Source organism: Phytohabitans houttuyneae (assembly GCF_011764425.1).
GTDB lineage: Bacteria > Actinomycetota > Actinomycetes > Mycobacteriales > Micromonosporaceae > Phytohabitans > Phytohabitans houttuyneae.
In genome coordinates this window covers 1286794-1309673 of sequence record NZ_BLPF01000001.1, presented here as the reverse complement: position 1 = coordinate 1309673, position 22880 = coordinate 1286794, and the positions used below count along the sequence as shown (strand labels likewise).

Genomic DNA, 22880 nt, shown 5'->3' with positions numbered 1-22880 from the left:
TCGGAAGAGGCGATCCGCGATGAGCAACAAGACTCGGGTACGGCCATCAGCGCGCGCTGTCCAGCCGGCCTCGTCGCCCGCTCGCCGGATCGCCCCCGTGCTGATCGCGTTCGCGGTCGGCGCGCTGCTCGCCGGCCCGATCGGCGCCTTCGCGGCCGGCGACTCCACCTCCCAGTCCACCGACGACCGCGTCGCGGCGCTGCAGGCCGAGGAGGCCAAGCGGGACTCCGCGCAGATCGTCGAGCTGACCGCCAAGGCGCGGCAGGTACAGCAGACGCTGGTACCGGTCCTCGACGGCTTGGCAGCGGCGGTACCGCCGGGCAAGGCCGCCGGCCCCGCGGCCAGTCAGTCCGATGTGGCCGGTTGGCAGACGGTCACCGGCAAGGCGGTCGAAGACTTCGCCAACCCGCCGTCCGGCGGTACCGGCGTCAACATCGCCCGGTCCGGCCTCGCGGCGGCGGTCCGCTCCCTGGATGCCGCCGTGGACACGTACGCGGCGGCCCTGGCCCAGCCGGCGGCCGGCCGGGCCGCGCTGTTCGAACTCGCCGGGCGCCAGCGCGACATCGCGGTCGCCACCTGGTCCACGGCGGCCACCCAGCTGGACGTGCTGAACGTCGACTCCGGCAACGGCCACGCCCACGTCTTCCTGCCGGCGGCGCCGGGGCAGGGGGCGCTGACCGCCGACGGCGCACCGGAAGGAAAGTGAACATGGCACGACGGCTTGTGGGCAGGATCCTGGCCGCACTCGCGGTGGTACCCCTGCTGGCGCTCTGGCCCGCGGCGCCGGCGGCCGCGCACGGCGGCCCGCTGGTGCTGGACGCTGCCGGCGACGGCGCGAGTGGCGTCACGGTGCGCGCGACGTACAAAAAGGACGGTCACCCGGTCGACGACCAGGTGCTGCGCCTGGTGCTCAACGCCACCGCCGATGGCGGGCGCAAGGTCGGCCCGGTCCAGCTCAACCCGTCCAACGAGGGCCAGGGCTTCTACACGACCGGCGCCGTCCTGACCCCCGGCAAGTGGACGATCACGGTGACCTCGCCCGAACCCAACCCCGGCAAGGCCGAGGTGACCGTCGAGGCCCGGGTGGCACAAACGGCCCCGCCGCCGGAGGCCGACCCGTCGCAGGACGCCAGCGGCGGCGCGTGGCGCTGGTGGGTGGCCGGTGGGGCCGTGCTCCTCGGCCTCCTCATCGCGCTGGTCCTGTTCTCCCGCCAACGCACGCCCACCGCCTCTGCGCGTTGATCGGGAAGTTGGTGGGCGTGGCGTGCGGCGTGTTCGTCCACAAGGTCCCTGATCAACCACCGTGGGGTTGCTGGGGGTGAAGGAGTAGCATCCCGCTCAGCGGGGCGGCCGGGACAGGCCGACGACCCCGCCGGGAGAGGGGGCGCAGGTGGCGTCTCGCGGCGGCCGGCCACGGATCGGCCAGGTCGCGGCGCTGGCCGGGGTCAGCGCGACGACCGTCTCGCACGCGCTCAACGGAAGGCGTCCGGTCTCCGAGGCCACGCGCCGGCGCGTGCTCGACGCGATCGAGGAGTTGGGCTACCGGCCCAACGTCGTCGCGCGGGGCTGCGCGCCGGGCGGAGCCTGACGATCGGCCTCGTCATCCCGGACATCACCAACCCGTTCTACCCGGTGCTGGCGCGCGGGCTGCAGGACGTGCTCGGGCCGGCCGGCTACGACGAGATCGTCACCAACACCAACGGCGAGCGCGAGCTTGAGCGGCTCGCGCTGGACAAGATGATTTCGCGGCAGGTGGACGGCATCGCGTTCGCGGTGTTCCACACGCACGCCGACGACCTGCGCCCGGTCATCGACGCCGGCATCCCGATCGTGCGGCTCGGCGGCCGGCAGGCGCAGCCCGGCGTCGACCTCGTGCACAGCGACGACGAGGGCAGTGCCGCGGACGCCGCGCGGTACCTGCTGCGCGGCGGCTTCCGGCGGATCGCCTTCGTCTGCGGTCCGGCCGCGGAAGGGCCGGCGGCCGAGCGGGTGGCGGGCTACCGCGCCGCGCTGGCCGAGGCCGGGGTGGAGGTCGACCCGCGGCTGATCTCGCACACCGAGTTCAGCCGGGCGGGCGGCGCCGCGGGCGTGGGGCGGCTGCTGGAGCTGCCCGAGCCGCCCGACGCCGTGATGTGCGCCAACGACATGATGGCGATCGGCGCTGTCGACGCGGCCCGGGAGCGCGGCCTGCGGGTGCCGGAGGACCTGGCGGTCATGGGCTTCGACGACATCGAGGCGGCCAGCCTTGTCACGCCCCAGCTCACCACGATGGCCAACCCGGCCCGCGAGATCGGCCGGGCCTGCGCGCGCCTGCTGCTGGAGCGGATCTCCGGCACGGTCACCGGGCCGTCCACCGAGGTGATCATCCCGGCCCGCCTGGTGCGCCGCCAGTCGGCGTAGAAACGACCTTGACTTCGTCGGCGCGGCGGGTAGATTCTTAACGATTTGCATCACGCTGACCTGCACCTTTGGAGAGCCGACATGGGTGACTTCCTCCCGCCGTGGGCGCCGCGTGACGGCCTGCGCATCACCGGCGTCCGGCCGATCGTGACCGCGCCCGACGTGACGCTCGTCGTCGTGCGGGTCGACACCAGCGAGCCCGGCCTGTACGGGCTGGGCTGCGCCACCTTCACCCAGCGCTTCGACGCCGTGGCCGCCGCCGTCGAGCACCTCGCCGAGCTTGTCGTGGGCCGGCATCCGGGCGACATCGAGGACATCACGCGGATGGTGCACCTGTCCGGGTACTGGCGGAACGGGCCGGTGCTCAACAACGCGCTCTCCGGCCTGGACATGGCGCTGTGGGACATCCTCGGCAAGCGGCTCGGCGTCCCGGTGTACGAGCTGCTCGGCGGCCGCGTGCGCGGTGCGGTGCCGCTCTACCTGCACGCGGCCGGCGCCACCGTCGAGGAGACGATCGCGCACGCGCGGTCGCTGATCGACCAGGGCTACCGGTACATCCGGCTGCAGACCGGCGGACCCGGCCTCGGCACGTACGGCGCACCCGGCACGCCCGGCGGCTACCCGCGCGCGCCGTACCCCGACGGTTGGGACGTCCAGCGGTACCTGGCGGTCACGCCCGAGCTCTTCGCGACCGCCAGGCAGGAGCTGGGCACCGAGGTGTCGCTGCTGCACGACGTGCACAGCCGGCTCACGCCGAAGCAGGCCATTGCGCTGTGCCGCGCGCTGGAGCCGTACCGCCTCTTCTTCGTCGAGGACCCGGTGGCGCCCGAGCACTACGACCGGCTGCCCGAGGTGCGCGCGGCGTCGCCGGTGCCGATCGCGGCGGGGGAGCAGCTCGGCTCGGTCGCCGAGTCGGCCCGCCTGGTCACCGGCGGCGGGGTGGACCTGTTGCGGCTGCACGTGTCCGCGGTCGGCGGCCTCACGCCGGCGCGCAAGCTGACCGCACTGTGCGAGCTGACCGGGGTACAGACGGCGTGGCACGGTCCGGCCGACGTGTCGCCGATCGGGCTCGCCGCCAACCTCGCGCTGGACGTGACAAGCCCCGCGTTCGGGATCCAGGAAGGCCACGTGTACCCGGACGTCGTGCACGAGGTCTTCCCGGGTACGCCGCGGCCGCGCGACGGGTACATCGAGCCGCCGGCCGCGCCCGGCTGGGGGATCGACCTCGACGAGGCGCAGGCCGCCAAGCATCCGCCGAAGCGGTACGGCCACGAGCGGTGGGCCGCGCGGGTACGCCGCCCGGACGGTGCGATCGAAGCACCATGATCACAGGCGCGCGGCTGTCATAGTGTGGTGATGTTCCGTTCCCGGCACGCGGCGGTGCTCTACGCGGCGGCCGGCGCCGTCCACGTGGCCGGCGCGGCCGTGCACAACGACCTTGTCGACGACCTCACCAAGCCGTTGTTGATGCCGCTGCTCGCCCTGTACGCGGTGGCCGCACACCGGGAGCGCGGTGCCCGGGTCGACCGGCGGCTGCTGCTGTCGCTCGCGTTCGCGTGGGCCGGCGACGTGACGCTCGAGCTGGGTGGCACGGTCGCGCTGATCGTCGGGATGCTCTTCTTCGCCGTGGCGTACGGCATCTACGCCGCCGAGTTCATCCGCACCGGCGCCTTCCGCCGCCGTCGCCGGTGGCTCTACCTCGCCGGGTACGGTGCCGCCGCCACCGGCGCGCTCGCCTGGCTGTGGCCGGGCCTGCACGCGCAGGGGGTGGCCTGGCCGATGGCCGGGTACGCCGCGCTGATGGCCCTGATGGCGGCCACCTCGACCGCGTGGGGCCGGCGGGTCGGCGTCGGCGGTGGCCTGCTTCTCGTGTCGGACACGCTGATCGGCGTCGGCCTGGCCGGGGCCGCCGGTGTGCCGGGACGCGCCGCACTGGTGATGGCCACGTACCTGCTCGGCCAGGCCATGATCGTCGCCGGCTGGGCCGCCCGCACCGCACGCCAGCCCGCGCCGCCGGCGTCTCGTCCGGCCGTCCTGGTGGCCGCGTAACGTAGCGTCGTGCTCGACGACCTGGTGGCCCGCGCCGCGGCCCTCGCCGGCGCCCGCCCCGGTGGCGAGCGCGCGATCCTGGGCATCGCCGGTTGCCCCGCGGCCGGCAAGTCCACGCTGGCCGAGCTCCTGGTGGGTGGCCTGGCCGCGGCGGGCGTGGCGGCAGCGCTCGTCCCGATGGACGGCTTCCACCTGGCCGACGTGGCGCTGGAACGCCTCGGCCGGCGCGCGCGCAAGGGCGCGATCGACACCTTCGACGGCGACGGCTACCTGGCCCTGCTACGCCGCCTGCGCACCGACCGCCGGCGCACGGTGTGGGCGCCGGGCTTCGCGCGCGACCTGGAGCAGCCGATCGCCGGCGCGATCGGCGTCGACCCGGACGCGCGCATCGTGGTCACCGAGGGCAACTACCTGCTGGCCGACGCCACGCCCTGGCCGGACGTGCGCGCCGAGCTGACCGAGACCTGGTTCGTCGAGCTGGACGAGCCCACCCGCCGCGAACGCCTGATCGCCCGCCACGTCCACTTCGGCAAGCTCCCGGACGAGGCGGCAAGCTGGGTCTCCACAGTGGACGACCCCAACGCGGCGCTCGTCGCCGCCACCCGCGGCCGCGCGGACCTGCTCGTCGACATGACGCTCCTGGAAGCCAGCCCGTCCCGGCACCAGGGCTAGAGACCATTTCGGGGCCGGGGTGGGTGGCACCTCCGCGGCCTTCAGTGAATTCAACCCCAAGGAGACGCGAGCTACCGCGACGCCCGCGGTGGTCCGGACCGTCGCGCGGGGCCCCCGGGGAAACGTGGAGCGCAGCGGAGCGTTTTCTTGGGGTGCTTTCCCGCGGCCTCACCCTCCGCGGTAGCCCAGCTCACCCCGCTCCCGCAGATCCTGGTCTGCAGATCTTTCGAGACGGGAGTGCGCGAGTCCGCCCGCAGTTCGGCACCGTCGTCGCGGTCTGTGACTGTCGATCAGGCGCGGGCGGTGTGAGCTTCGAAATCTTGGTGAGTTTGCGCGTTATTTCGACGCTAACTTGCCAAGATCTGCTGGAGCGTGCCGCATCGGTGCGTGACTGTCGATAAGGAGCGCGCCCATGGGGTTGAGCCTGGCGACCGCGGACGGTGAGGCCGCGGGAAAGCACCCCAAGAAAACGCTCCGCTGCGCTCCACGTTTCCCCGGGGGCCCCGCGCGACGGTCCGGACCACCGCGGGCGTCGCGGTAGCTCACATCTCGTTCGGATTGAAGGTTCCCAAAAAGGGCTCACCCTGACCGCGAAGAGTGGTCGTGGACGGTCGCTAGGCGGGGGCGAGGCCGTCGAAGACGATGGCGAGCACGCGGGCGCGTACCTCGTCGTCCAGGGCGGCGTGTGCGGCGGCGCGGGAGGTGCCGACGAGCAGGGCGTACACCTCGGGCAGCTCGACGTCGTCGCGGACCGCGCCGGCGCGCTGGGCCCGGTCGAGCAGGGTGCCGACCGCGCGGCGCAGGCCCTGCGCGGCCTCGGACACCGACTCGCGGTCGCCGCCGGCGTCGAGCAGGGCGTCGCCGATCGCGATCTTCGTGGCGGCGTCGTCCACCAGGGCGCCGAAGAAGTCGAAGAACGCGCGGCCCGGGTCCTCGGCGTCGCGCAGGGACTCGGCGCGCTCGCGCAGGCGGGTGAAGCGGCGGACCAGCACCGCCTCCAGCAGCGCGGCCTTCGTCGGGAAGTGGCGGAAGACCGTGGCGATGCCCACGCCCGCCAGCCGCGCCACCTCCTCGGTCGACGCGGCCTCGCCGCCGGCGCCGAAGACGTCCTCGGCCACGTCGAGGATGCGGGTGCGGTTGACCTGTGCGTCCGCGCGCGGTGCCCGCCGCCGAAGCGAACCGTCCACGTCCCGCCTTCCGTTGACTGCCGAAGTCACCACTCCGTATAGTCGGAGTATCGACTTCGGATAACCGCCGCGTCCACCAGTGAGGTTCTCATGACCACGTCACCCGGCCCGCGTGAGGTCTTCCTCCGGCTCGTGCACGGCGTGTGCGAGGGGCGGTGGGACGAGCTGCCCGAGCTGTACGCGGAGCGCACCCACGTCACCCACCCCTTCCACCCGCTCGGTGCGCCGGCGCTGCGCAGCCGCGACGAGGTGCGGGAGCACTTCGCGGCCGGCTCGACGGCGTCGTTCGACCGGCGGCCGGTCAACATCAGGGTCCACGAGACGGCCGATCCCGAGGTGATCGTGGCCGAGTTCGAGTACCGGAGCACGGCGGCCGGGACGGGTGAGCCGGCCGCCGTGCCGTGCGTGTTCGTGCTGCGGGTGCGCGACGGGGAGATCGTCGAGTCGCGCGACTACATCGACCACGTCGCCAGCGCTCGCGCCCGGGGGCGGCTGCCGGAGCTGCTCAGCAGCCTGGCGGCGCGCTGACCGGCTCAGGCGAAGCTGTCCGTGTGCAGCTCGACGAGCATCGCGCGGCCCTTGACGTTCGAGACGAGCTCGGCGCCGGCGACGCCCTCGACGCCGGGTAGCTGGCCGGCGCCGCCCTCGGGGCCCAGCGGCACCGCGATCATCGGCGGGTTGATCTGGTACCGGCCCGGCTCACCCTCGCCGGTGATGAGCGCCTTCAGGTTGGCGGACAGGAAGGCGGCCTGGATGCCGGCCATGCCCGCCATGTTTCGCTCGGCGTCCGAGATGTCGCCGATGGCGAAGACCCGCTCCTGGCCGCGTACCCGTAGCTGGTCGTCCACCCGCAGGTAGCCAGCCTCGTCGCGGGCTTCGGCGAGCGCGCCGCGCAGGTACCCGGTCTCCGGCACCACGCCGAAGCAGCGGAACCAGATGTCCGCGCTCAGCTCCTCGCCGGCCTCGGTCGTCACCGAGACGGGCGCGGCGATGCCCGCGTCGACCGCCGGCAGCCCGCGCAACGGGCTGCCCAGCACGAGCTCGACGCCGAGCTTGTCGAGCTGGCGCCGCAGCTCCTCGCGCAGGTCCTGGTCGAACGGGCCGGGCAGCACGTCCGCCGCCCGGTCCGCGACGATCACCCGCTTGCCCGGGAACGCGCTCTTGACCTCGCCGGCCAGCTCAAGCCCGGCCGGGCCGGCGCCGACGACGAGCACCCGCTCGGCGCCGCGCAGCGCATCGTGGGCAGCCAGGAAGCCGGCCTTGGCGGTCGCCGCGTCCGCCTCGCCCCACTTGGCCGGCGACGGGTAGTGCGAGCCGGTGGCCAGCACGAGGTAGTCGGGCTCCAGGCGGGTGCCGGAGGCGAGCGTGACCTGGCGCCCGTCGACCTCGACGGCCCGGTCGCGCAGGAAGCGGCCGTGCCGCAGGAGCCGGTCGTACGGGAAGAAGATGCGGTCCAGCCACTGCGGCTCGACCAGCGCGCGCCAGGACGCGACGTTGTGCAGGAACGCGTCGGACGGGTCGACGAGCGTCACGTCGGCGACGCCGTCGAGGGCCTTGGCGACCTTGTAACCGCCGTACCCGCCGCCGAGGACAACCACGCTGGGGCTCATGGGGACTCCACTTGTCATCGAGATGCTACGCCGGATGGCATAGTCACTTCGAAAAAGCTAGCACCAACGAAGTCGCTAGTATGGACCGGTGGCAGTGAGATCCGCGCAACACGTCGACGCCGCCGCCTGTGAGCGGGGCGACGAGGCGTTGGCGCGGGCGTTCACGCTGCTCGGCAAGCGCTGGACAGGTGTGGTGCTGGGCAGCCTGCGCCCGGGGCCGGCCGGCTTCCGCGAGCTGGCCCGCGCGATCGGGGGAGTGAGCGACTCGGTGCTCTCCGACCGGCTGGGCGAGCTGACCGAGAGCGGCCTGATCTCCCGCACCGTCGACCCCGGGCCGCCGGTCTCCGTCTCCTACGCGCTGACCGAGCGGGGTGAGGCGCTCATGCCGGCTCTCCACCAGCTCGCGGAGTGGGCGGAGGCGCACCTGCCGCCGACAGGTAGCGCCGCGCCAGCTCGCTGAGCACCTCGCGCAGCTCGGGCGGGTCGAGCACGGTGAAGGCGACGTCTGTCCTGGTCAGATAGGTCACCAGGTCGCGCAGCGAATCGGTGCCGGTCTCCAGTACGCACGCGTCGTCGCCGTCCGGCGTCAGGATGCCGCCTTCCGGCTCGATCAGCTCGGCCAGGGTGGCGAGGGGCGCGTGGAAGCGGATGCGGGCCTGGTGCCGCCACGCCCGCTGGCCCACGCCACGCAGCACGTGTGCGGCCGCGTCACCGCCCGGCGGCTCGCGCGGGGTGAACCGGGGGCCGGCCGGCGGCAGCGGTTGGATGCGGTCCGCGCGGAAGGTCCGCCAGTCGTCGCGGTCCAGGTCCCAGGCCAGCAGGTACCAGCGCCGGCCCGTGTAGACAAGGCGGTGCGGCTCGACGCGGCGCACGGAGCCGGTACCCCTCGTCCGATGTAGTCGAAGCGGAGTCGCAGCTGGTCGCGGACCGTGCCGGCGATGGTGGTCAGGATCTCGGCGTCGACCGTGGGGCCGCCGCGCGAGGCCGAGACCGTCGCCGCGCGGAAGGCGTCGAGGCGGCCGCGGAGGCGGGGCGGCAGCGTCTGTTCCAGCTTGGTGAGCGCGCGCAGTGACGGGTCCTCGATGCCGGTGACCGAGCCGGCGGCCGCGGCGCGCAGCCCCACCGCGACCGCCACCGCCTCGTCGTCGTCGAGCACCAGCGGCGGCAGCGCCCGCCCCGCGCCGAGGCGGTAGCCGCCGGTGGTGCCGGTGCTGGAGTCGATCCGGTACCCGAGGATGCGCAGCCGCTCGACGTCGTTGCGCACCGTGCGCGTGGTGACGCCGAGCCGCTCGGCGAGGTCGGCGCCGGACCAGTCGCGCCGGGACTGGAGCAGGGCCATGAGGCGCAGCAGCCGTACCGAGGTCTCCAGCACGCTAGGCCTTGAGCCGCTCGACGGTGCGGGCCACGTTTTTGGCGCGCCCCTCCGGCGTGCGGGTCTTGAGGAGCTGGAGGATGATCCAGTACCGGTCGGAGCGGCTGAGTCGCTCGAACGCGGCCGCCGCCTCCGGATCGCCGGCCAGCGCGGCCGCGAGATCGGGTGGGACCTCGGCGGTGCGCTGCGGCTCGTACGCCGCCTCCCAGCGCCCGTCCGCCCTGGCCGCCTCCACCTCGGCGATCCCGGGTGGCCGCATCCGCCCGGCGGCGGTGAGGGCGGCGACCTTGGCGACGTTCACCTGGGACCAGCTGCTGCGCGCTCGGCGCGGGCAGTACCGCTGCAGGAACGACACCTCGTCCAGCGAGCGCCGCTGCCCGTCGATCCAGCCCCAGCACAGCGCCACGTCGAGCGCGTCGGCGATGGCGATCGAGGTGAGGCCCTTGCCCTTCTTGGCGATGCGCAGCCACGCCTCGGCGCTTGTCGCGTGCTCCCGCGCCAGCCAGGCGTCCCACGCGGCGGCGTCGGGAAAATCGAGCACCTCCATCAGGCGGCCAGCACTTGCAGGTAGTGCGGGTTGCGCATGACGCCGAGCACGTTGCCGAACGGGTCGACCACCGAGGCGGTCACGAAGCCGCTGTCGCCGCGCGGGGTGATCGGCTCGTACTCCGTGGCGCCGAGCGCGATCAGCCGCTCCACGGTGGCGGCCAGGTCGTCGACGTGCCAGTACATGATCGCGCCACCCGGCTCACCCTTGGCTCCGGGCGGCGCGTACCGCCGGTCGATGATGCCCAGCTCGGCCTGGTGGTCGCCGAGCCGAAACTCGACGTACACCGGGCGGCCGTCCGGCCCGGGCCGGTTGAAGTACGGCGCGACGCCGAGAAACTCCGTGTACCAGTCCGCGGCGGCGGCGAGGTCGTCGGCCCAGAAGTTGAGGGTGGCAAATCCGCGAAGGCTCATGACGATCACGGTATCGGCCCTTGCGGAACGTGCGGTTCCTCAACCCCGACAATGTCTACGCTGGGTGGTGTGACAGTCGATCTCGACCGACACGTGTACGGCGCGCCCGACGCACCCACCACCATCCTCGAGTACGGCGACTTCGAGTGCCCGTACTGCGGCGCCGCCAAGCCCGTCCTGCGCAAGCTTGTCGACGGCTCGGACGGCGCGGTGCGGCTGGTCTTCCGGCACTTCCCGGTCTTCGCCAAGCACCCGTTCGCGCTCACCGCCGCGCTGGCCGCCGAGGCGTCCGGCGACCGGTTCTGGGCGATGCACGACCTGCTCTTCGCCCACCAGGACAAGCTGACCGACGCCGACCTGGCCGGCTACGCGCAGGCGGCCGGCGTCGAGGGCGAGGTGACCGGCGACGCCGCGCAGGCCCAACGCGAGGCGGTGGAGGCCGACTACAACGCCGGTATCGCCGACGGGGTGCGCGGCACGCCGACGCTCTTCATCAACGGCCGCCTCTACCAGGGACGGGTCGAGCTCAACGCGCTCCGCAGCGCCCTGGGCCTGCACCGCTGAGCCCGTCCGTCGCTCGCGGGGGCTTTCGTCCCTGAAGGGCGCGGTTCAAAGAGCTTTGGGCTACCGCGATGTCCGCCGTGGTCCAGACCGTTGCTCCCGCGGCCTCACCCTCCGCGGGTGGTCCGGCCGACTGCCGTGCCCGATCCCAGGTGAGGTGCGCTGCGCGGGAGCCGGTCGTTTGTTGGCCGCGGGCGCTGACGCCGTTGTCGCTGGGGCTTGATGTAGGGCGGGCGGCTCGGGTCTTTCGCGCTATGGAAAGCCAGGGTGTTCCGCCGATCAAGGCCCGTGCGGGGTGACCCGGCCGAACTGGCGTGCACGGTCCGGAGTGGGGTGTGGCTGCGGGAGGCTCTGGAGCTGGGCGCAGCAATGCGCCCACCGTCGGGGGCGCCTACGGGCGTGGCTGCTGGCGGCGTTGCGGGGCGTGACGCCTTGCCGCTTGGCTTGAGCAGGGCGGGCGGTTTGGGTCTTTTCGCCACGGACGGCCGGGCCGTTTCGCCGATCGAGGCATGCGTGGCGCGACAGCCCTCGGGCCCGGAACCGCGCTTTTTCGCGGCCTCACCCCTCCGCGGGTGCCTGGCCTAACCGGCGCGCACGGTCTGGCGTGGGGTGTGGCTGCGGGAGGCTCTGGAGTTGGGCGCAGCAATGCGCCCAGCGTCGGAGTGCGCGTGCGGGCCTGGCTAGAGAGCTCCCGGGGGCAGGCGAGTCCATCCCCAGGATCGCGCGGTTACCGTCAGCGACCACCTGTCGGTCATAAGCGGCATCACAGTCGAGATCTCGGTGGGTTGGTGCGCCTCGACTTTCGGAGTTTTCGTCGTCTGGAGTCCTCTCGCGGTCGGGGTGAGCCTTCTTAGAGTCCGACTCGATTTAGCTGTGAGCCGCAGCTGTGCCCGCGGTTGCCGCCTCACCCTCCGTGGTCGCCCAGCTCAACCCAGGAGGCTGCTCCGGCAGATCTTGGCAAGTTGGCGTCGAAATGGCGCGCTAACTCACCAAGATTTCGAAGCTCACACCGCCGGCGCCTGATCGACAGTCACAGACCGCGACGACGGCGGACTCGCGCACTCCCGCCCGAAGATCTACAGAAGCACGGGTGGGGGAAGATCGGACCGGTGGATCTTGCATCTTTGCCTGGTCAATGCCTTGCCCCGTTAAGGCGGCCGCTGCGGCACGGACACCGTGAGCTGGGGAGACACCGGAAGCTGTCGCACGGCAAGCAATCCCAACTCCGAAAAACCGAGGTGCGCCATGGCAGCCGTAAGTTGCCTAGATCTGTGGGGCGCGGCTGCTGGGGTGGGCTGGCCGGACGCGGAGGGTGAGGCCGCGGGAGCAGCGGTCCGGACCACGACGGGCATCGCGGTAGCTCGCGTCTGGTTTTTTGGGTTGGATCTTTGAAGGGTGGCCGGACCTTTTACCGCTGATCAACGCCGCGTAACCACTGCGGGAGGCGGCGGGGGACGGCGCGGCTAGAGGGTGGGGTCGCGCCAGGCGCCGGCGGGCAGGGGTGGTGGGCCGCCGGAGTCGTCGATGGTGCACAGCGGGAGGCGTTCGCCGAGGTAGCGCAGGGCCAGCGAGCCCAGGACGGCGGCCAGCAGCGAGCCCGCCAGCACGCCGATCTTCGCCTGGTCGCGCAGCGTCTCGTCCTCGAAGGCCAGGTCGGTGATGAACAGCGAGATCGTGAAGCCGATGCCGGCCAGCAGGCCGCCGCCGATGAGGTGGCCGTAGCGGACCTGGCCGGGCAGGTCGCCGAGGCGGGTGCGGAGGGCCAGCGCGCTGCCGGCGCTGATGCCGATCGTCTTGCCGGCCAGCAGGGCCACGACGATGCCGATCGTGACCGGTGAGGTCGCGGCGCCGCGCAGGGTCTCCGCGTCCAGCCGCACGCCGGCGTTGGCCAGGCCGAAGACCGGCACCACCGCGTACGCGCTGATCGGGTGCAGCGCGTCCTGCAGGCGGTCGTTGGCCGGCACGGTCGCGCGGGTCGCCAGCACGGCCAGGCGGGCGCGGGCGGCGTCGGCGCGTTCGATGACCGCGCGGCCGTAGAAGCGCAGCCACTCGCGCTGCCGCGGGTCGACAGGTGTGGCCGGCACGAGCAGGCCGAGGAGTACCCCGGCGAGCGTGGCGTGCACCCCCGAGGCGAAGACGGCGAGCCACAGCCCGATGCCGGCCACCACGTAGAGGCGCAGCTGCCACACGCCGACCCAGCGCAGCGCGATGAGCACCGCGACGAACATGGCGGCCAGCACGAGCGCGACCACCGATACGCCGTCGGTGTAGAAGACGGCCATGATGGTGATCGCGCCGATGTCGTCGGCGATGGCCAGGGTGAGCAGGAAGAGCCGCAGCTGGTCGGGGCAGCGCGGGCCGAAGAGGGCGAGGATGCCGACGACGAACGCGGTGTCCGTCGAGACCGGCACGCCCCAGCCGTGCGCGGCCGGGCCCGAGGGGTTGAAGGCCAGGTAGATCACCGCGGGCAGGGCGAGGCCGCCGATGGCGCCCAGCACGGGTACGAAGACGGCGCGCGGGTTGCGCAGCTCGCCGACCGTGACCTCCCGGCTGATCTCCAACCCGACGGCGAGGAAGAAGAGCGCCATCGCGCCGTCGTTGACCCAGTGCCGCAGGTCGAGCGAGAGCGAGGCGTCGCCGACCCGGATCGACGCCTCGGTGTGCCAGAAGTCCTCGTAGCTGCCGCCCGGCAGGTTGGCCCAGACGAGGGCCGCCACCGCGGCGACGAGCAGCAGCATCGCGCCGCCCGCCTCGGTGGCCAGGAAGCGCTGCAGCGGCTGGGAGACGTGCGGGACGGGGATCCTGACCCGTGGCCGGGGGCCGGGCCGTGGTGGCAGCGAGGCCGTGGTCAGCGCAGCGGCCCGTCGCCAGGGCCGTTGGGGTCGTCGACCACGTGGATCGCGGCCTCCTCCGCGCTCGCGCCGCCGCCGTCGATGCCGCGGTCCCACCCGACCGAGTCGGGCTCCTCGTCCTCGCCGAAGCCCTCGTCGTCGGCGACCAGCCGGCCGGCGCGCGGCTCCCGCTCGTAGCCGCGGCGGGTCAGCTCGTCCTCGTCGACATCGGCGGCCTCGGCGTACGGGTCGATGTCCGGCACCTCCTGCGCGAGGTACTGCTCCAGCGACTCACCCGCCCGCTCCTCGGCCGCGGTCGTGCCGTACCGGTCTGCGCCGCTCCACCGGTCGGCGGGGGCGATGCCGGTGTCCAGGGGGTCGTCCACCCGGTCGTCGTCGAGGGTGTCGGACGTGTCGAGTACGCCGTCGTCCTCGATCTCGTCGCCCTGCCGGATGTCGTCGCGCGAGTCGTCCTGCGTCATGGTCCACAGCCTAGGTCGGTGGGGGCGTGTGAGCTGGCGCACCTCGGGACTGTGCGGGAATGCGTCGCGGCTGGGGCGGTTGGTCGCAGGTGTGATCAACGGTGAACTCATGAGCCGGCGGGACCGGCTGCGGTTGGTGCTCGTACTCGGCTCGCTGATCGCTATCGGCCCCCTGACCATCGACATGTACCTCCCGGCCCTGCCCTCGATCACCGCCGGTCTGGAGACGACCGACACCGCGGTACAGCTCACGCTGACCGGCACGCTCATCGGCCTGGCGCTCGGCCAGCTTGTGATCGGGCCGCTCTCCGACGCGTACGGCCGCCGCGGCCCCCTCATCGCCGGCCTCGCGCTGCACGTGGTCGCCTCGGTGCTGTGCGTCATCGCGCCGAACATCGCCGTGCTCGGCGCCCTCCGGGTGCTACAGGGCCTCGGCGTCGCGGCCTCGTCGGTGGTGGCGCTCGCCGTCGTGCGCGACCTCTTCACCGGTACCGCCTTCGCCAGCCTGCTGTCCCGCCTGATGCTCGTGATGGGCGCGGCGCCGATCCTCGCGCCCACACTCGGCGGGGCGGTGCTGCGCTGGACCGAGTGGCGGGGCGTGTTCGTCGCGCTGGCCGCGGTCGGCCTGGTGCTGCTCGGCGTGGCCGCGCTGCGGCTGCCGGAGACGCTCCCGCCCGAGCGGCGCCGCCCGGCCGGTGTGCGCGCCACGATGCGCGGCTACGGCCAGCTCTCGAAGGACCGCACGTTCGTGGGGCTGGTCCTTGTCGCGGGGCTGAGCATGGCGGCCCTGTTCGCGTACGTGGCCGGCACGTCCTTCGTCATGCAGGACGAGTACGGGCTGAGCGAGCAGGAGTTCGCGTTCGCGTTCGGCGCCGGCGCGGTCGGCCTGATCGGAGCCAGCCAGCTGAACGTGCGGCTGCTGCGCCGCTACACCCCGCAGGCGATCCTCACCACGGCGCTCGCCATCGGCACGGCCGGCGGCGCGGTGCTGCTCGTGTTCGCCAGTACCGGCTTCGGCGGGCTCGCCACGCTCCTCGCGTCGCTGTGGCTCGTGCTCGCGGCCGCCGGCCTCGCGCTGCCCAACGCGCCCGCGCTGGCGATGAGCCGGCACGGCGAGGCGGCGGGCACGGCGGCCGCGCTGCTCGGCGCGATCCAGTTCGGCGTCGGCGCGGTGGCCGCACCGATGGTCGGCGTGCTCGGCAACGGCCGGGTGGCGATGGCGGTGGTGGTGCTCGCCGGCATGCTGGCGGCGACCGCCGTGCTGCTCGCGGTGGTACGCCCGGCCCGCCTCGCGGTCATCGACACCGCGGCGGTACCTGTGGCCGCCCACCGACCGCCGGCCAGGGGTAGGGTGCGGCTTCATGGGCGGTCCACGATGGCAGGTCGCCGGGGAAGGCCCGGCGAGCGCGTACGAGAAGTACCTGGTGCCCGCGTTCTTCAGCGGGTGCGCTGAGCAGCTGCTGGAGTTGGCCGCGGTCAAGCCGGGCGAGCGGGTGCTCGACGTCGCCACCGGCACCGGCATCGTCGCCCGCCTGGCCGCCGAGCGGGTCGGACCGGAGGGCAAGGTCACCGGTACCGATGTGAACGAGGGCATGCTCGCCGCGGCGTCGGCGGCCGGCCCGGCGGCGGTGGAGTGGCGGCAGGCGGACGCGACCTCGCTCCCGGCGGCGGACGGGAGCGTCGACCTGGTCACCTGCCAGCAGGGGCTGCAGTTCGTGACCGACCGCCCGGCGGCGCTGCACGAGATGCGGCGGGTGCTCGCGCCCGAGGGGCGCGTGGCGCTCGCGGTGTGGCGAGGCATCGAGGTCAACCCCGCGTTCGTGGCGGTGGTCGACGTCCTCGACCGCTACGTCGGCACGGACGCCGGCATGATCCTGCGCGAGCCCTTCGCCGGCCCGGACCGCGCCGACCTGCACCGCCTGCTCACCGCGGCCGGGTTTCGCGCGGTGCGGGTGCGGATCGGCATCGTCGACGTGCGCTTTCCGTCGGCGCGCGAGTTTCTGCGCCGCGAGGTGGCGAGCACGCCGCTGGCCGAGCCGGTGAGCGGGATCGACGAGGCCCGGCACGCGGAGATGACGGCGGAGCTGGAGCGCACGCTCGCGCCGTACACGGACGACGACGGGATCGCGTTTCCCTTCCAGACCTGGCTCGCCGTCGCCGCGCGCGGCTACGACCCCGAGGACACCGGCGAGTAGAAGCGGTACTCCGCGCGGTAGGGCACGCCGGTCGTCGCGCCGTCCACGCAGGCGCCGGCCGGTGCGACGCCGCCCTGTGTGGCCAGGCGCTGGATGTACGCCGTACGCCCGAAGACCCCGTCGCCGCGGTTGCGGGTGGACTGCAGCAGCAGCTCGGGGATCGCCCCCGGCACCGGTGAGTTGGCCACCGCGCGGGCCTCGACCAGCGAACCGTCCTCCGTGGACTCCCAGCTCGGCCCCCGGAAGTGGATCACGTCATGGTGTCCGCGCGGCCGCCACGACACCCCGCTCAACGTGGCCGCCGGCTCGACGAACGCCCACGCACCCGCCGCGCACTGGTAGACCTGCACGCCCCGCGCGGCGAAGACCGCGGTGAGCACGTGCCCGGCCGGCGGCGCGAGCGCCGGTGGCGCCGGCTTGAGCGCGGGCACGGCGGCGGCGCTGGAGCTGGAGCCCGCGATGAGCGCGGTGGCGAGCAGGGCCGCGCACCCGAGGGCACGCCCCATTGTGGACCTTCGCACGATCGTCTCCCCCCAGATTCGTTCGAGGGGAGCCTATGAGCGGTCACCGCGTGAACACCATTAGTTGTCCCTTAAAAGAGTGGTGCGGTCTCTGGATGGTCTCGGCCGGGCCGCGCCCGCCCTGGGCGCGCCGTGACCGCCGAAAGCTCGCACACGGGGTCGCCCGCAGGCGCCCTACCGACCGCTGGACGCGCTGCGGACGACCCTGCTGGCCCGACAGGGCGGCGTCAGCAGGTGCGGTAGACGTAGTCGGCCATGTCGCGGTACGGCGCGACGTCCGGGATGGTGCGGCGGGTGGTGCTCGCCGTGAACAGCGCCGTGTCCGTGGCGCCGGTCTCGTTGATGAACGTCACCGAGCCGGTCGCGCTGCGGTAGTGCACCGAGGCCGTGCGGTTGCGCCACCCCCACGTGCCCAGGTCCTGAGCGCCGCAGTCGCTGAGCTTGCCGCGCGGGTACGTGTAGTTGGTGCCGTCGTAGAAGCAGTACCAGCCGGAGGGGCAGTCGGGCGTGGCGGCGGTGAGGGCGTTGGTGCGCACGACGGTGACGACGAACGTCCCGCCGCTGTACGCGATGTCGGCCGCACCGACCTGGACGCCGCCCGGATGGGCCTTCATGTAGGCGTCGACCTTGGCTTGGACGTCGGCCGCGCGGGCGGGCGCGGCGGTGGCGACGATCGCCACGGTGGTGGTGGCAGCGGTCAGCAGTGCCGCTACTAGTCGTGCTCGTGCAAATGCAGAGAGCAACATGTCACCCAAGGTAAGCGTGAGATTACCGTCAATGCCAGACTGTTGTCGCCAAATGGGCAAAGGCACAGGCGCTCCGGGGCCACCCGCGCCGGGGAATTGCGAAATGGTGGGTCACGCGAAGGCGCTTGGCGACATGTACCAAGTGGATGATCGGCAGCGGGGGGCTATGCAGGCTGTCCATCAAGGAGTCCACAGTGGGCACCGAAAGGGTGCACGACGAAGCGTGGCACGACGACCTCTACCGGCGTTACCGGCAGCCGGTGATGAAGGTGGCGGCGTCGTTCTTTGGATATCAGCAGCGAGACGAGGCGGAGGAGGTTGCGCAGGAGACGTTCATGACGGCGTGGGAGAAGCGGGAGACCCTGGGTGACGACCCGTGGCCCTGGCTTTACGTGACCGCACGCAACCACGTCTACAACCGGCAGCGGCTCCGCGCGCGACTGCTGCGTGCGCTGGTCAGGCTGGGGGAGCCGAGCCCGCCGCACGACGGTGGCCTGCGCGCCTGGGAGCGCCGGTACGACTTCGCGCCCGCGTGGCGGGCGATCAGCGACGACGACCGCGAGCTGCTGCAGCTGCGCTACCTGCACGAGATGAGCGACGAGCAGATCGCGGCGGTGTTGAGCATCCAGCCGGCGGCGGCCCGCAAGCGCGTGCAGCGGGCGCGCGGCCGCCTGCGCAAGGTCATCGAGGAAATGGACAGCGATCTTCCAGCGGGTGCTGCCCTGCCGGTGGGCAGGGCCGGAGCGCTGGCACCCGCCGGCGCCCGGAAGGGAAAGTGATGGGACACATCGAGGAGGAGCACGTCGACGAGGTGGTGCGCCAGGTCGTCCTGGGTGCCAACCCCGTCCGTGATCTCCCGGTGCCGCCGCCCGCGCGACCTCGGCCGAGCTGCGCGCCCGCGTCGAGGCCCGCCACGTCGCCCGCCCGGTCGCGAAGACCCGCATCTGGGCCCTCCCCGCACTGGCCGGCGGCACGGTCGTGGCGGTCGCCGTGCTGGCAGCCGCCGGCGCCGGGCTGGTGGCCTCCGGTGGCGCCCCCGAGGAGGCGCCGGCGACGGCACCGGCGAGCGCTCCCGCCGGTACCCCCACGCCTCTGGCCCTGTCGACGGCGGCGGACCCGCCCGCGGCGCGCCCCCACCTCGCGGCCCTCGCGAAGGCGGCGGCAGGCGCGCCGGAGGAGGCGGGGAGGGCGACTACATGTACGTGCACGTGCAGACATGGGCGGCCGGGCGGAGCCGGGGGGCCCACCCGATCTCCCGTGACGAGCGGCTCTGGTGGGCCGCCGACCGGTCCGGCCGGCGGGACACCACCGCGTTGCCGCAGCCGCCCCCCGTCCCGGTGCCCGCCGCGCCGGGAGTGTCCACTTCGGACATCACTACCACCACCTACGAGCCAGGGAAGGTGTCCGTCGTGGTTGACGCGCCGTCCGTACAGGCCCCAGTCCTCGCGTTCCAGCTCGCCGACCGGCATCCGCTCAGCGAGGGCCCGCGCGGGATGCTGCGCGCGGTGGCCGACCTCTACCGCACCCACCACCTGGACCCGGCCCAGCGCGCGGCCGCCCTCCAGGTGCTCGCCGACACCGACGGCGTCGACTACCGGGGGACGGTCGTGGACCGCAGCGGGCGCCCTGGCGTCGCGGTCAGCGTCGACAGCGACGGCGGAGCCACCCGCGACGTGGCCATCTTCGACCCGGGCGCCGGACGGCTGCTGAGCTACGAGCGGGTCGAGCTTGTCGGCGCGGCCACCTCGCCGTCGCGCGCGCCCGCCCTCGTGGCGTACGTGCTCTACCTCAACTCCGGGCGCACCGAGGCCGCCGGCGCCATCCCGTGATTCACAGCGGGTCGATCACCTGGTTGTGCGCGTGCTGGAAGATCACCGAGCTGCGGAAGCCGACGATCTCGCGGCGCTTGCTGAGCCGGTCCATCAGGAAGGCGTGCAGCCCGTCGACGCTCGGCACCGCCACGTGAACGATCAGGTCGTCGCCGCCGGAGACGACGAACACCGAGATCACCTCGGGCTGCTCCGCCACGAAGGCCTTGAAGTCCTGGATGACCGCCCGGCTCAGCGGCCTGATCTGGACGTGTAGCAGGGCCTGCACGTGGCGGTTGAGCGCGGCGAGGCTGATCTCGGCGTGGTAGCCGGTGATCACTCCCCGCTCGCGCAGGGCCCGCACCCGCTCCAGGCAGGTGGACGGCGCTATGCCGAGCTTGCGGGCGAGCTCTCGGTTGGTCTGCCGGGCGTCCTGCTGGAGGTGCTTGACGATCGCACGATCAACCTCGTCCACAGCCGAATTCTATTCGACATTTGCCGGCCAAAGCCGATCAAGCACCGCGCGCCCGGCCCTCCTGGTCGGCGGGCCGGGCGGCGTGTGCGTGACCTGCCTCACCACGGCCGGCTCGGCGTTAGTGGCGCGCGCGGCGGGAAACCCTGGCGCGGAGGGAAGGAATACTGACCCCCGGCATCTAGTTCAAAGTTGAACGAAAGCAGGACTAGAGGCAGGATGGGTGACATGCAGTTCGGGATCTTCTCCGTCGGCGACGTCACGCCCGACCCGACAGACGGCACCGTTCCGACGGAGCACGAGCGGATCAAGGCGATGGTGACGATCGCGCTCAAGGCCGAGGAGGTGGGCCTGGACGTCTTCGCGACCGGCGAGCACCACAACCCGCCTTTCGTCCCGTCGTCGCCGACCACCTTTCTCGGGTACATCGCGGCGCGTACCGAGCGCCTGATCCTCTCCACGGCGACCACGCTCATCACCACGAACGACCCGGTGAAGATCGCTGAGGACTTCGCGTACCTCCAGCATCTCGCCGACGGCCGCGTCGACCTGATGATGGGGCGCGGCAACACCGGCCCGGTGTACCCGTGGTTTGGCAAGGACATCCGCGACGGCATCGCGCTCGCGGTCGAAAACTACGCGTTGCTGCACCGCCTGTGGCGCGAGGACGTCGTCGACTGGGAGGGCAAGTACCGCACGCCGCTCCAGTCCTTCACCGCGACGCCCCGCCCCCTCGACGGGGTACCCCCGTTCGTGTGGCACGGCTCGATCCGCAGCCCGCAGATCGCCGAGCAGGCCGCGTACTACGGTGACGGCTTCTTCCACAACAACATCTTCTGGCCGGTCGAGCACACCAAGCGCATGATCGAGCTGTACCGCCGCCGTTTCGAGCACTACGGCCACGGCGCCGCCGACCAGGCGATCGTGGGCCTCGGCGGCCAGGTGTTCATGCGGCGCAACTCGCAGGACGCGGTCCGCGAGTTCCGGCCCTACTTCGACAACGCCCCGGTGTACGGGCACGGCCCGTCGCTGGAGGAGTTCACCGAGCAGACGCCGCTGACCGTGGGCAGCCCGCAGCAGGTGATCGACCGGACGATGACGTTCCGCGAGCACTTCGGCGACTACCAGCGGCAGCTGTTTCTGATGGACCACGCGGGACTGCCGCTCAAGACCGTGCTGGAGCAGATGGACATGCTGGGCGAGGAGGTCGTGCCGGTACTGCGCCGGGAGATGGCCGCCCTCCGCCCCGCGCACGTGCCGGACGCGCCGACCCACGAGTCGCTCAAGGCCGCGAAGGTGGAGGCATGAGCCGGCGCTCCCTGGTCGTGATCTCCGCGGGCCTGAGCCAGCCGTCCTCCACGCGGCTGCTCGCCGACCAGCTGGCGGCGGCCACCCGCCGCCGGCTGGACGCGGACGCCGTGCCGGTCGACCTCCGCGACCACGCGCACGACCTGACCAACCACATGCTGACCGGCTTTCCCGCGCCCGAGCTGGAGCGGGTACTCGACGCGGTCGCCCGCGCCGACGGCCTGATCGCGGTCACACCGATCTTCAACGCGTCGTACAGCGGCCTGTTCAAGTCCTTCGTGGACGTCCTGCCCGAGGAGACGCTGGTGGACAAGCCGGTGCTGATCGCCGCGACCGGCGGCACCGCACGCCACTCGCTGGCGCTGGAGCACGCGATGCGTCCGCTCTTCGCCCACCTGCGCGCGGTGGTGGTGCCGACGCCGGTGTTCGCCGCGCCGGAGGACTGGGGCGGCGCCACCGCGCAGGGCCCGCTCGCCGCCCGCATCGAGCGCGCGGCCGCGGAGCTTGCGGTCGAGATCGAGCGGCGCGAGCCGCCCGTCGTGGTCGACCCCTTCGACGAGCCGACGCCGTTTTCGGAGCTGCTCGGCGGCTCCACCTAGACCAATTCAAAGACGGATCCGGGCTACCGCGATGTCCGCGGTGGTCCGGACCGTTGCTCCCGCGGCCTCACCCTCCGCGGTGGTCCGGCACAGCCACCTTCCAAAAGCCGGCGGACGTCTCTTCCTCCAGCGCGGCCATCAGCTCGGCGGCCGGCAGCTCCCGGGCGAACCGCGCGCCCTGGCCGGCGAGCATCGGCGGCTCGGGGCTGAGCGAACGGGGCAGCGGGTAGTCCGGCGGCTCCAGCCCGGACGCCTCCAGCCGGTCGACCAGCGGGGTGCGCACGGCCCGCGCGTGGCGCCCGGTCAGCACCTTCGTGACGGCCGTCTCCGCCCCGGCCAGCGCCCGCTTGTGCGCGTCGCTCGCCCCGGACTCGGTGCAGCGGATGAAGCAGGTGCCGAGCTGTACCGCCTGGGCGCCCAGCCGCAGCGCCGCCGCCACTCCGCGGCCGTCCATGATCCCGCCGGACGCGATGACCGGCACTGAGACGGCGTCGACCACCTGCGGCACGAGGGCGAGCGTGCCGACCAGCGACCGCTCCACCGGCGCCAGGAACGTGCCGCGGTGCCCGCCCGCCTCGAAGCCCTGCGCCACCACGGCGTCCACGCCGGCCCGCTCCAGCGCGACCGCCTCCTCGACGGTGGTCGCCGTGCCGATCGTGAACGCCTCCACGCCGTCCAGCGGCGGGATGCCGAACGTGAAACTGAACACCGGCACGCCCGTACCCACCACGGCGGCGAGCTGCTCCGCGAAGTCCGGCGGGCTGGGAAAGCGGGCCGGCGGGGCGACGCCGGTGAGGGCCGCCCACTCCGCGACCCGGTCGGCGGTGGGGCGGGGAAGCGGCGCGAAGAGGTTGACCGCGAGCGGCCCGCCACCGCCCGCGCGCGCCTCGGCGACGGCCGCGCGGATCGCGTCGGGTCCGAGCATGGCGCCGGCGATCGAGCCAAGCCCGCCCGCACCGGCGACGGCGGCCGCGAGGCGCGGCGTGGATATGCCACCGGCCATGGGCGCCTGGATGATCGGCACCCGCAGCCCGAGCCGCCGCGCCAGCGGCGTGTCCCGCCAGGTCATCACCCCATTCTGCCCGGTGTGGCGCCTGTGTACGGGCG

The 22880-nt window shown here is 73.0% G+C and carries 26 protein-coding genes and 1 pseudogene; 16 read left to right on the top strand and 11 right to left on the bottom strand.

Annotated features, from left to right (window positions below):
- Window positions 1–97 precede the first annotated feature (97 nt).
- The 7 genes from Phou_RS06090 to Phou_RS06065 all read left to right on the top strand — a co-directional run bounded on the left by Phou_RS06090 (window position 98) and on the right by Phou_RS06065 (window position 5121).
- Window positions 98–706, top strand: coding sequence for a PilN family protein (locus tag Phou_RS06090; protein ID WP_173054301.1), 609 nt, complete (start codon window positions 98–100; stop codon window positions 704–706).
- Between the two features lie 2 nt (window positions 707–708).
- Window positions 709–1242: a hypothetical protein gene (locus Phou_RS06085; RefSeq protein ID WP_173054299.1), complete on the top strand. Its 534-nt coding sequence runs from the start codon at window positions 709–711 to the stop codon at window positions 1240–1242.
- 148 nt (window positions 1243–1390) lie between these two features.
- A complete protein-coding gene (locus tag Phou_RS50935) occupies window positions 1391–1588 on the top strand; it encodes a LacI family DNA-binding transcriptional regulator (protein WP_218578797.1) in 198 nt (65 codons plus the stop codon).
- Entirely contained in the window at window positions 1567–2400 is an 834-nt protein-coding gene (locus Phou_RS06080; protein WP_218579101.1) for a substrate-binding domain-containing protein, read from the top strand. Before Phou_RS50935 ends, Phou_RS06080 begins: the two co-directional genes overlap by 22 nt.
- Before the next feature lie 81 nt (window positions 2401–2481).
- The gene (locus Phou_RS06075; protein ID WP_173054297.1) at window positions 2482–3726 is read left to right on the top strand and encodes an enolase C-terminal domain-like protein; all 1245 of its coding nucleotides are present in this window, start codon (window positions 2482–2484) and stop codon (window positions 3724–3726) included.
- 30 nt (window positions 3727–3756) lie between these two features.
- Window positions 3757–4449, top strand: coding sequence for a lysoplasmalogenase family protein (locus Phou_RS06070; protein ID WP_173054295.1), 693 nt, complete (start codon window positions 3757–3759; stop codon window positions 4447–4449).
- Between the two features lie 9 nt (window positions 4450–4458).
- Complete coding sequence (locus Phou_RS06065) at window positions 4459–5121, top strand: nucleoside/nucleotide kinase family protein (protein ID WP_173054293.1); 663 nt, start codon at window positions 4459–4461, stop codon at window positions 5119–5121.
- 614 nt (window positions 5122–5735) lie between these two features.
- Here Phou_RS06065 and Phou_RS06060 read toward each other — a convergent pair.
- The gene (locus Phou_RS06060; protein ID WP_173054291.1) at window positions 5736–6308 is read right to left on the bottom strand and encodes a TetR/AcrR family transcriptional regulator; all 573 of its coding nucleotides are present in this window, start codon (window positions 6306–6308) and stop codon (window positions 5736–5738) included.
- A gap of 90 nt (window positions 6309–6398) precedes the next feature.
- Between Phou_RS06060 and Phou_RS06055 the strand changes: the two genes are divergently transcribed.
- Complete coding sequence (locus Phou_RS06055; RefSeq protein WP_173054289.1) at window positions 6399–6836, top strand: nuclear transport factor 2 family protein; 438 nt, start codon at window positions 6399–6401, stop codon at window positions 6834–6836.
- A 5-nt stretch (window positions 6837–6841) separates the two neighbouring features.
- Here Phou_RS06055 and Phou_RS06050 read toward each other — a convergent pair whose 3' ends face one another.
- Window positions 6842–7918, bottom strand: a complete 1077-nt coding sequence (locus Phou_RS06050) for an NAD(P)/FAD-dependent oxidoreductase (RefSeq protein WP_173054287.1) — start codon at window positions 7916–7918, stop codon at window positions 6842–6844.
- A gap of 88 nt (window positions 7919–8006) precedes the next feature.
- Here Phou_RS06050 and Phou_RS06045 point away from each other — a divergent pair, with 88 nt between their 5' ends.
- Window positions 8007–8378, top strand: coding sequence for a winged helix-turn-helix transcriptional regulator (locus tag Phou_RS06045; RefSeq protein ID WP_246273297.1), 372 nt, complete (start codon window positions 8007–8009; stop codon window positions 8376–8378).
- Here Phou_RS06045 and Phou_RS06040 read toward each other — a convergent pair.
- The 3 genes and pseudogenes from Phou_RS06040 to Phou_RS06030 form a co-directional block, all read right to left on the bottom strand.
- Window positions 8299–9290, bottom strand: a pseudogene (locus Phou_RS06040) (helix-turn-helix transcriptional regulator). The gene Phou_RS06045 and the pseudogene Phou_RS06040 sit on opposite strands and share 80 nt — an antisense overlap.
- A gap of 1 nt (window position 9291) precedes the next feature.
- Window positions 9292–9837 carry a YdeI/OmpD-associated family protein gene (locus tag Phou_RS06035; RefSeq protein ID WP_173054285.1) on the bottom strand — a complete coding sequence of 182 codons (546 nt, stop codon included), beginning with the start codon at window positions 9835–9837 and terminating at the stop codon, window positions 9292–9294.
- A complete protein-coding gene (locus Phou_RS06030; RefSeq protein ID WP_173054283.1) occupies window positions 9837–10250 on the bottom strand; it encodes a VOC family protein in 414 nt (137 codons plus the stop codon). Before Phou_RS06030 ends, Phou_RS06035 begins: the two co-directional genes overlap by 1 nt.
- A gap of 69 nt (window positions 10251–10319) precedes the next feature.
- Here Phou_RS06030 and Phou_RS06025 point away from each other — a divergent pair, with 69 nt between their 5' ends.
- On the top strand, window positions 10320–10814 hold the full coding sequence (locus tag Phou_RS06025) for a DsbA family protein (RefSeq protein ID WP_218578787.1): 495 nt from the start codon (window positions 10320–10322) through the stop codon (window positions 10812–10814).
- A 1460-nt stretch (window positions 10815–12274) separates the two neighbouring features.
- On the opposite strand, the gene nhaA is transcribed toward Phou_RS06025, so the two are convergent.
- Entirely contained in the window at window positions 12275–13759 is a 1485-nt protein-coding gene (gene nhaA / locus Phou_RS06020) for a Na+/H+ antiporter NhaA (protein WP_281365002.1), read from the bottom strand.
- On the bottom strand, window positions 13660–14124 hold the full coding sequence (locus tag Phou_RS06015; protein WP_173054279.1) for a DUF5709 domain-containing protein: 465 nt from the start codon (window positions 14122–14124) through the stop codon (window positions 13660–13662). The genes nhaA and Phou_RS06015 overlap by 100 nt, the downstream gene beginning before the upstream one ends.
- A 109-nt stretch (window positions 14125–14233) precedes the next feature.
- Between Phou_RS06015 and Phou_RS06010 the strand changes: the two genes are divergently transcribed.
- The gene (locus Phou_RS06010) at window positions 14234–15577 is read left to right on the top strand and encodes a multidrug effflux MFS transporter (RefSeq protein ID WP_173054277.1); all 1344 of its coding nucleotides are present in this window, start codon (window positions 14234–14236) and stop codon (window positions 15575–15577) included.
- Window positions 15486–16319, top strand: a complete 834-nt coding sequence (locus tag Phou_RS06005; protein ID WP_173054275.1) for a methyltransferase domain-containing protein — start codon at window positions 15486–15488, stop codon at window positions 16317–16319. The genes Phou_RS06010 and Phou_RS06005 overlap by 92 nt, the downstream gene beginning before the upstream one ends.
- Here the strand turns inward: Phou_RS06005 and Phou_RS06000 are convergent.
- The gene (locus Phou_RS06000; protein WP_218578783.1) at window positions 16292–16840 is read right to left on the bottom strand and encodes a DUF3455 domain-containing protein; all 549 of its coding nucleotides are present in this window, start codon (window positions 16838–16840) and stop codon (window positions 16292–16294) included. The two genes, Phou_RS06005 and Phou_RS06000, sit on opposite strands and share 28 nt — an antisense overlap.
- Before the next feature lie 227 nt (window positions 16841–17067).
- Entirely contained in the window at window positions 17068–17520 is a 453-nt protein-coding gene (locus Phou_RS05995; RefSeq protein WP_218578780.1) for a peptidase inhibitor family I36 protein, read from the bottom strand.
- Window positions 17521–17780: 260 nt separating this feature from the next.
- Between Phou_RS05995 and Phou_RS05990 the strand changes: the two genes are divergently transcribed.
- On the top strand, window positions 17781–18365 hold the full coding sequence (locus Phou_RS05990; RefSeq protein WP_173054271.1) for an RNA polymerase sigma factor: 585 nt from the start codon (window positions 17781–17783) through the stop codon (window positions 18363–18365).
- A gap of 417 nt (window positions 18366–18782) precedes the next feature.
- The gene (locus tag Phou_RS05985; protein ID WP_173054269.1) at window positions 18783–19415 is read left to right on the top strand and encodes a hypothetical protein; all 633 of its coding nucleotides are present in this window, start codon (window positions 18783–18785) and stop codon (window positions 19413–19415) included.
- A 1-nt stretch (window position 19416) separates the two neighbouring features.
- Here Phou_RS05985 and Phou_RS05980 read toward each other — a convergent pair whose 3' ends face one another.
- A complete protein-coding gene (locus Phou_RS05980) occupies window positions 19417–19869 on the bottom strand; it encodes an Lrp/AsnC family transcriptional regulator (RefSeq protein WP_173054267.1) in 453 nt (150 codons plus the stop codon).
- A 225-nt stretch (window positions 19870–20094) separates the two neighbouring features.
- On the opposite strand from Phou_RS05980, the gene Phou_RS05975 reads away from it, so the two are divergent.
- Window positions 20095–21174, top strand: a complete 1080-nt coding sequence (locus Phou_RS05975; protein WP_173054265.1) for an LLM class flavin-dependent oxidoreductase — start codon at window positions 20095–20097, stop codon at window positions 21172–21174.
- Window positions 21171–21773 carry an FMN reductase gene (locus tag Phou_RS05970; RefSeq protein WP_173054263.1) on the top strand — a complete coding sequence of 201 codons (603 nt, stop codon included), beginning with the start codon at window positions 21171–21173 and terminating at the stop codon, window positions 21771–21773. The genes Phou_RS05975 and Phou_RS05970 overlap by 4 nt, the downstream gene beginning before the upstream one ends.
- 67 nt (window positions 21774–21840) lie before the next feature.
- Here Phou_RS05970 and Phou_RS05965 read toward each other — a convergent pair whose 3' ends face one another.
- Window positions 21841–22842, bottom strand: coding sequence for an NAD(P)H-dependent flavin oxidoreductase (locus tag Phou_RS05965; RefSeq protein ID WP_173054261.1), 1002 nt, complete (start codon window positions 22840–22842; stop codon window positions 21841–21843).
- Window positions 22843–22880: the final 38 nt, after the last annotated feature.

Coding starts and splice junctions, on each gene's coding strand:
- Phou_RS06085 (WP_173054299.1), top strand. CDS start 709: ATGGCACGACGGCTTGTGGGCAGGATCCTGGCCGCACTCGCGGTGGTA.
- Phou_RS06075 (WP_173054297.1), top strand. CDS start 2,482: ATGGGTGACTTCCTCCCGCCGTGGGCGCCGCGTGACGGCCTGCGCATC.
- Phou_RS06070 (WP_173054295.1), top strand. CDS start 3,757: ATGTTCCGTTCCCGGCACGCGGCGGTGCTCTACGCGGCGGCCGGCGCC.
- Phou_RS06055 (WP_173054289.1), top strand. CDS start 6,399: ATGACCACGTCACCCGGCCCGCGTGAGGTCTTCCTCCGGCTCGTGCAC.
- Phou_RS06050 (WP_173054287.1), bottom strand. CDS start 7,918: ATGAGCCCCAGCGTGGTTGTCCTCGGCGGCGGGTACGGCGGTTACAAG.
- Phou_RS06035 (WP_173054285.1), bottom strand. CDS start 9,837: ATGGAGGTGCTCGATTTTCCCGACGCCGCCGCGTGGGACGCCTGGCTG.
- Phou_RS06030 (WP_173054283.1), bottom strand. CDS start 10,250: ATGAGCCTTCGCGGATTTGCCACCCTCAACTTCTGGGCCGACGACCTC.
- Phou_RS06015 (WP_173054279.1), bottom strand. CDS start 14,124: ATGACGCAGGACGACTCGCGCGACGACATCCGGCAGGGCGACGAGATC.
- Phou_RS06010 (WP_173054277.1), top strand. CDS start 14,234: ATGAGCCGGCGGGACCGGCTGCGGTTGGTGCTCGTACTCGGCTCGCTG.
- Phou_RS06005 (WP_173054275.1), top strand. CDS start 15,486: ATGGGCGGTCCACGATGGCAGGTCGCCGGGGAAGGCCCGGCGAGCGCG.
- Phou_RS05985 (WP_173054269.1), top strand. CDS start 18,783: ATGTACGTGCACGTGCAGACATGGGCGGCCGGGCGGAGCCGGGGGGCC.
- Phou_RS05975 (WP_173054265.1), top strand. CDS start 20,095: ATGCAGTTCGGGATCTTCTCCGTCGGCGACGTCACGCCCGACCCGACA.
- Phou_RS05970 (WP_173054263.1), top strand. CDS start 21,171: ATGAGCCGGCGCTCCCTGGTCGTGATCTCCGCGGGCCTGAGCCAGCCG.
- Phou_RS05965 (WP_173054261.1), bottom strand. CDS start 22,842: ATGACCTGGCGGGACACGCCGCTGGCGCGGCGGCTCGGGCTGCGGGTG.